The sequence below is a fragment of the Sphingomonas sp. genome, assembly GCF_035317925.1.
Taxonomy (GTDB): Bacteria; Pseudomonadota; Alphaproteobacteria; order Sphingomonadales; family Sphingomonadaceae; genus Sphingomonas_I.
In genome coordinates, this window is the sequence record NZ_DATHFV010000074.1 from 23,418 (window position 1) to 30,616 (window position 7,199).

Here is a 7,199-nt window from a genome sequence, read left to right on the forward strand (position 1 = left end):
CATCCTGTCCGCCTGCATGCTTTTTACCCGGCGAGCGTCCCAAAAACGGCGTCGTCAGGGGGATTAGCCATGACGACGCCAGTTGTCCTTGGGAGGATCAGAACTTGGCCCGAATGCCGAACTGGTAGCGGCGATCCACGCGGCTCCATGCCGAGTCGCGATAGACCGATTTCGCGCCCTTCGTCTCCGGCGAGTCCCCGAAGATCTGCTGCTGATACACCGTCTTGGTGTTGAGCAGGTTCGAGGCTTCGACCGACAATTCGACGTAGCGATTGAGCGCGAACCGCAGCGATCCGTCGAGGTAGCCGGCCGCCTTCTGGAACACCGGCAGACCGATGCAGCAGTCGAGGTTCTGGGTCAGGTAACGCGAGCGCCAATTGTAGGCGAGACGGGCACCGAACGGTCCCTGCTCGTACAAGGCCACCGCGTTGAACGTATGCGTCGAGATACCCGCGAGGCGATGCGAGTCGAGCACGTTGCCGGTGCCGCCCAGCGACTGCTGGCCGGCGCCGAACGCGCCCACGTCGCCGCTTGAGGAGGCGGTGAACAGGTTCGAGTTGTTGATGCCCGACTGATGCACGTAGGTGTAGTTGAGCTGCGTACCGAGGCCGCTCAGCAGACCAGGCAGGAAATCGAAGAAGGTCTGATAGGCCGCTTCGAAGCCCGTCAGCTTGCCGCCGCCCTTCTCGTTCTGCGGCCCGAGCAGTTGCACGGTCTGGGTCGATGTACCGTTGGCGATGTCGCGGGTGAACTGGCCGTAGGCGATGCTGCGGTCGAGTTTCTTGTAGAAGCCGGTCAGCGTGAACGAGCTGTTGCGGCCCATATAACGTTCGAACGACAGGTCGAACTGGTCCGCCCTGACCGGGCGCAACGCGGCATTGCCCGAATTGGCCAGGAACACGAAATTATAGCCCACAACGTTCGCCGCCGTGTGCGCGGCGGTCGGCGAATTATAGACGATATAAGGTGAATCGGCGGTCGTGTTGAGCGCCGGCGCGTTGATCGCCAGCGAGTTGCGCAGGAGGCCGATTTCGGGCCGCGACAGCGCGCGCGAATAAGCGAAGCGGACGAAGTCCTTTTCATCCATTCCGAAGCGCACGTTGAAGCTGGGCAGCCAGTCGAGATGCGACGATTTGTAGCTGTTGGGCGTCGACGCGCCATTGGCGAAGGCCTGAAGCGCCGGCGTCACATAGCAGCTGACATTGACGATATTGCCGCCCGACAAGGGCGCGTTGCAGGCGGGCAGATTGGCGAACGTGGTGGCGGCGGGGAAGGCCACGCTGCCGTCGCTGTCCTCCTTGGTCCGGACCGCGCGGACGCCGATATTGCCGATGACGCTCATGCCGAAGAGCGTCTTGTCCTCACCGCCGAAGCGCAGCATCGCATAGGCTGCCTCGGTCTGCTCGCGGACGTGCAGGACCTCGCCCGGCGTGAAGCAATCGTCCACCGTCGCCTCGGCCCGATCGCAGATCGCGGTATAGCCGGGCAGCAGCGGCGAGTTGGTCGTGGCCCCGCTCAATCCCTTGATAAGACCGGCAAAATTCTTGAGCGTAGCCCGGTTCAGGAAGACGAGCCCGCCATTGTCATAGACCTTGCCGTCGTAGAAACTGCCGAGGCTATTGGCTTCCCAGATGCCCGCACCATAGCCGGTGAAGGCGGGATGACCGGCATTGCCGCCGCAATTGCCGGTATTGGTCGGATAGGCGCCGCCGCTGGTATTGTCGGCGTTGAAGCCCGGGCCGTTGCAGTTCCAGGGCGCCGCGATCGGTGTCCAGTTGAAGGTCGAGTAACGCACCGTCTGCTTGCGATCGGCATAACGCACGCCGACCTTGAGCGAATTCAGCCAGCCGCCCTTGTCGAATTCATATTCGGCGTCGCCGCGCAGCGCGGTTTCCTTCGCGTCATTGTCCTCGACATGGCCCTGAATGAACGGGATCCAGTAATTGTGCGGGTTGGCGAGGCCGCCGGCCGCATAATTGACGTTCGAACCGGGCAGCAGCTTCACCTGCGGCGTGCCGTCGTCGTTCACGCTGTACTGGGCGTTCGCCATCGATCCGGCGGTGACGATGATGTCGTTATTATAGGTCGATGCGTCGATATGCTGGACATCGAAGCTGGTATGCAGCCGGTCGCTGACATCCCATTGGAGGTTGCCCGAATAATCGCGCGTCCCTTCGCGGTGCGCGAAGTTGCGCGCCTCGTCCTGGATATAGATGCCGTCGCGCGGATTGTCGCCGCACACGCCATTGCCGCAATAATTGACAAACGGCACGCCGGGGACGGCCGAGCCGGCATTGATCGCCGCCTGGACGCTCTCATAGGTCCCGCTGAAGCTGCCATGACCCTGCGTGATGATACCGGATTCGAGCATGCCGTCGGCGCCGAACGTGAAGGCGGGCGTCCCGGTTGCCGGCCCAAGGACCGTGCCGGTGCGCGGATTGAAGGCGGGCGTGCCGAAATAATTGCCGTCGAGAACGACGTGGCTGGCGCGCTCGAACCAGCCATTGCGGTAGCGCGAATTGAGATATTGGAACGTCGCCCGCACCGAGCCGTCCGGGCTTTCATATTGGGCGGCGAAGGCGATGCCACGGCGCTTGCGGTCATAATCGACCTGCGAATAGCGGATGCCGTCGGGAATATAGGCCCAGCCCGTGCCGCCGAATGGATTGGCGGTGCAGCCGATCGCCCCGCCGCTGCCGACATTGCCCGCGGCCGGCGTGCCGAAGCCCGCCGTGCAATAGGTGTCGATCTTGTCCATGATCACGCTTTCGGTGCGCGTGACGACATGGGACTGGGCATAATCGGCGAGCAGGCCGAAGCGGCCGATCGGCGTTTCCCAGGTATTGCTGATCAGGCCCGAAAATTCGGGAGTCCAGCGGTGCGAATTGTCGCCATAATTCTCTTTGACATTGCCGGTGACGAGCAGGCCCTTCTGATCGAACGGCAGGCGCGTGCGCAGATTGACCGTGCCGGCGATGCCGCCTTCGATCATCTCCGCCGTCTGGTTCTTGTAGGCATCGACACCCGCCAGCAATTCGGGAGAGACGTCGTTGAACTGCAGGCCGCGCGCGGAATCCGCCGAGAAGCTGTCGCGGCCGTTGAATTCGGTCCGCACCTGCGTCAGGCCGCGGATGAGCACGCCGGTCGGCTCGCCCGACGGGTGGGTGCTGTCGTCGGCCGACTGAAGCCGGTTGACGGTGATACCCGGAACGCGCTGCAGCGCCTCTGCCGCCGACTTGTCGGGGAAGGACCCAATGTCGGTCGCCGTGATCGAATCGACGAAGGTCTCCGCGTTCTTCTTGATGTTCTGCGACGTCGCGAGCGCGCCGCGCACGCCGACGATGACGACGTCCTTGACCGTGTCGTCGCTGGCGGCGGCGCCGGAAGACGCGTTGGGCGCGGAGGATTGCTGTACCTGAGACGCGGCATTCGCCGTGCCCGCGTCCTGCGCCCAGGCCGGCGCGGCCAGCCCGACCAGCGCTACCGCCATCAGCGACACGCCGCCGCGCGAATGGGCGCTGCGTCCCTGGCTCATGCTCTTAACGTCCATTTCGTCTCCCCTTATTATTCTGCCGCCCCTTTTTGGGGCTGATCGACGTCACGCCTGTCGACGCCGACGCGTTGCGGCGCCGGCGTTCAAAAACCCAAAGTCGAGGTGAAGGCGGCGCCAGAAGCGACCTGGCGACGGCACGTGCCGGGGTATGGCCGCAACCGCCACCTGCCCGGTCGTGTCAGGATGCACGTGACGTGCGATCCCATAAACCCCTCTCCTCGCGGCCGGCGGCGCTGCGTGGCGCCGTCATACCGTTGCTGTGAATGCGGGGAACCCAAAGGACCACCCCGCCTTTCTTTGCGTAACTTTGCGGGAATTTGCGGATTACGCAAGCAGATTTTTTGCATAGATTGCGGGGCGATAATTGGTATCGCTACCTTTCATAATATTCACATATTATCATTATCTTGCTGTCATATATCCTGCTTCTAAAACGGATACATGATAGCGCAGATTTTCGAGTTTTCTTCATTTTATGCAAAATTTGCATTGATTGTTGCGCAATGCGACGCATAGATTTGCGGCATGGTTGCAGGAGATTCACCCCCCTTACGATGCCTGGCTTCGGCCGGCATCTCAGGCGTGGCGGCGCGTTTCCCCGGGATTGGGAATGGCGAGCGTGCACAAGGCGGCGATCGCCAGCGCGCCTGCCGCGAGCCCCAGCGCGAGGATCGCCTGGCCGTGGAAGGCATTGCGCACCAGCGGGCCGAGGATGGTCGCGGCGATCAATTGGGGCAGCACCAGGAACATGTTGTGGATGCCCATATAGACGCCCATCTTGCGCGGCGGCACGGCCGCGGACAGCATCGCATAGGGCATGGACAGGATCGACGCCCAGGCGCAGCCGATCCCGACCGCGGGAATCCACAGCAGCATCGGATCGGAAATGACGAGGAAGCCGGCGAGGCCAAGCGCGCCCAGCACCAGGCAGGCGGCATGGCTGGCACGGCGGCCGATCCGCGCCGCGATGCGCGGCAGCAGCAGGGCCACGACCGCCGCAACGCCGTTATAGCCGGCGAACAGCACACCCACCCAATCGGCGCTCGCATTGTAAGCGGCGGAGCTGGCATCAGCCGTGCCGAAGTGGCGCGCCGCCACTGCCGGGATTGTATAGATCCACATCGCGAACAGGCCGAACCAGGTGAAGAATTGGGATATGGCCAGCCGGCCGAGCACCGCCGGCATGTGCAATATGTCCTCGACGATCTCGAGCAGCCCGATCGCGGTGCGCCCGCTGCGGCGCAGGGCCACCGCGGCGAGCTGCGCCACGCCGAACGCGAACGCGATCGCGCCGAGCACATAGATTTCGCGCTGATAATGTCGCGCGGCTGCGAGGCCGGCGATCGCGCCGCCGCCCAGCATCCACAACAGGCCGCTGCGCGCGAGGACGGCGGCGCCTTCCTCGGTCGGGATATTGTGTTCGGCGAGGTCAGGGGCGTCGGCGGCAAGGCTTTCGGGCGGCCGCTCGGTGGTGCTGAGCACGGTCCAGGTAACCGCGCCGAGCAGGCTGATGCCGCCGATGTAGAAAGCGACCCGCACCGATTGCGGCAGCATGCCCGGCGCGGCCTGGCCGCTGACCCCGAACCAGTGGGTCAGCACCCACGGCAAGGCCGAGGAGAAGACCGCGCCGATGCCGATGAAGAAGACCTGCATCGCGAAACCGGTGGTGCGCTGTTCGTCGGGCAAGGTGTCGGCGACGAGCGCGCGGAACGGCTCCATCGCGATGTTGATCGATCCGGTCAGCAGCCACAACATCAGGCTCGCCGCCCACAAGCTGTGCGCGTTGGGCATGGCGAACAAAGCAAGCGCGGTCAGGATCGAACCGCCGAGCAGGTAAGGCCGGCGTCGGCCGAGCCGGCCCCAGGTGCGGTCGCTCCAATGGCCGATAATCGGCTGTACCAGGAGACCGGTGATCGGCGCCGCGATCCACAATATCGCGAGCTCATCGACATCGGCGCCGAGCGTCTGGAAGATGCGGCTGGTGTTGACGTTCTGCAGGCCCCAGACAATCTGCACACCGAACAGGCCGCAGCACATGTTCCAGATTTGCAGCACGGACAGGTGCGGACGGCCATGCGGGGCTTCAGCCGTGGTCGCGATCGCCCCGCTCGCTGGCAAAACCTTCTCCCCACATCTTTTGGGATGGTCGAACGCCATCCTTTGGTGTTTCATAGGCTAGGGCGCGATGGGCAGCGGTAGCAACAACAATACCACGCTGGAGGATCTGGCGAAGCTTGCGGGCGTGTCGGTCTCGACCGTTTCGCGCGCGCTCAACGATCAGCCTTTGATCAGCACGCGGACCAAGCAGCGCATCTGGGCGCTCGCGCGCGATCATAATTACCCGTTCCGCCATTATATGCCGGCCGGGCCGATCGGCGCGGAAGGATCGATCGCGATCGTGACGCCGCACATGCGCGGCCGGCCGTTGCCGCTGTCGCATCCGTTCTTCCTCGAACTGCTCGCGAGCATCGGCGAGGCGGCGCGCGCGCGCGATTGTGACTTCACCGTCAGCCACACCGCGCCCGCCAATTATGACGATCTGGTCCATGCGACCACAACCAGCCGCGCGAGCGGCGTAATCTTCCTGGGCCAGTCGATGCTGCACGAGGCGCTCAACCAGCTTGCCAGCACCAATGCGCGGTTCGTGGTGTGGGGCGCGCAGATGCCGGGCCAGCGTTATACGTCGATCGGGTCGGATAATGTGCTGGGCGGGCGGCGCGCGACGCTCCACCTCGCCCGGCTTGGCCGCAAGCAGATCCTGTTCCTGGGCAGCACCGATCCCGAGGCGATGCAGCGCCGCGCCGGCTATAGCGAGGCGCTCGCCGAAAGCGGGCTGGAGGAAGATCCCAAACTGATCGTCCCGGTCGATTTCGAATTCGAATCCGCCGAGGCCGCGGTCAGCCGGCTGCTGCGCCGGCACATCGCCTTCGACGGCATCGTCGCCTCGTCCGACCTGATCGCGCTCGGCGCGATCCGGGCGCTGCGCCGGGCCGGGGTATCGGTGCCGGAGGATGTCTCAGTGGTCGGCTATGACGACATGCTGCTGAGCCGGCTGAGCACGCCCGCGCTCACCACCATCCGCCAGGACACGCATGAGGCGGGGCGCCTGCTCGTATCGCGTATTCTCGACGGGTCGACCGATCATATGCCGGCCTTGCTGCCGACCGACCTGATCGTGCGGGAATCCTGCGGCGGCTAGAGCGATTTCGAGCCGGGCGCGAAGCATCCCGGCGGCTCGGAAATCGCGGCAAAAGGGTCGGCGTCAGCCCTTCTTCGCCAACCGCTTCTCGATATCGCGCCACAGGTCCGCGATCGCGATACTGACAGGCGCGCGCGGCGCATAGGCGCCGACCGGGGCGTGGCGATCCGCCATCTGTTCGACCAGGCTCGCCATCGGCAATTTGTGCTGCTTGGGTGCGGCCTCGATCGCGGCGCGATGCGCGATGCGGCGGCGATCGACCATGTTGAACACCGGCATGACCGGCGGCGCATCCTTCTTGTGATCGAGATGCGTGACCAGTTCCTCGGCCGCGCGGGCCGATAAGGTCGAGGGGATAAGGGGCAACAGAATCAGGTCGGCGCCGCGAATGATCTGATCGGCGGTGTTGCCCAAGCCCGGCGGGCAATCGATGATGATGCGGTCATA

4 protein-coding genes are annotated in these 7,199 nt (G+C 64.3%); 1 reads left to right on the plus strand and 3 read right to left on the minus strand.

Annotation, left to right across the window (positions count from 1 at the left end):
• Nucleotides 1–97: 97 nt before the first annotated feature.
• Nucleotides 98–3,550, minus strand: a complete 3,453-nt coding sequence (locus tag VK533_RS05825) for a TonB-dependent receptor (RefSeq protein ID WP_324375890.1) — start codon at nt 3,548–3,550, stop codon at nt 98–100.
• Nucleotides 3,551–4,129: 579 nt separating this feature from the next.
• Nucleotides 4,130–5,671, minus strand: a complete 1,542-nt coding sequence (locus tag VK533_RS05830; RefSeq protein ID WP_324375892.1) for an MFS transporter — start codon at nt 5,669–5,671, stop codon at nt 4,130–4,132.
• A gap of 67 nt (nt 5,672–5,738) precedes the next feature.
• Between VK533_RS05830 and VK533_RS05835 the strand changes: the two genes are divergently transcribed.
• Nucleotides 5,739–6,752 carry a LacI family DNA-binding transcriptional regulator gene (locus VK533_RS05835; RefSeq protein ID WP_324375893.1) on the plus strand — a complete coding sequence of 338 codons (1,014 nt, stop codon included), beginning with the start codon at nt 5,739–5,741 and terminating at the stop codon, nt 6,750–6,752.
• 63 nt (nt 6,753–6,815) lie between these two features.
• Here the strand turns inward: VK533_RS05835 and VK533_RS05840 are convergent.
• Nucleotides 6,816–7,199 (minus strand): ParA family protein (locus VK533_RS05840; RefSeq protein WP_324375895.1); only part of this gene is annotated, 384 nt, incomplete at its 5' end.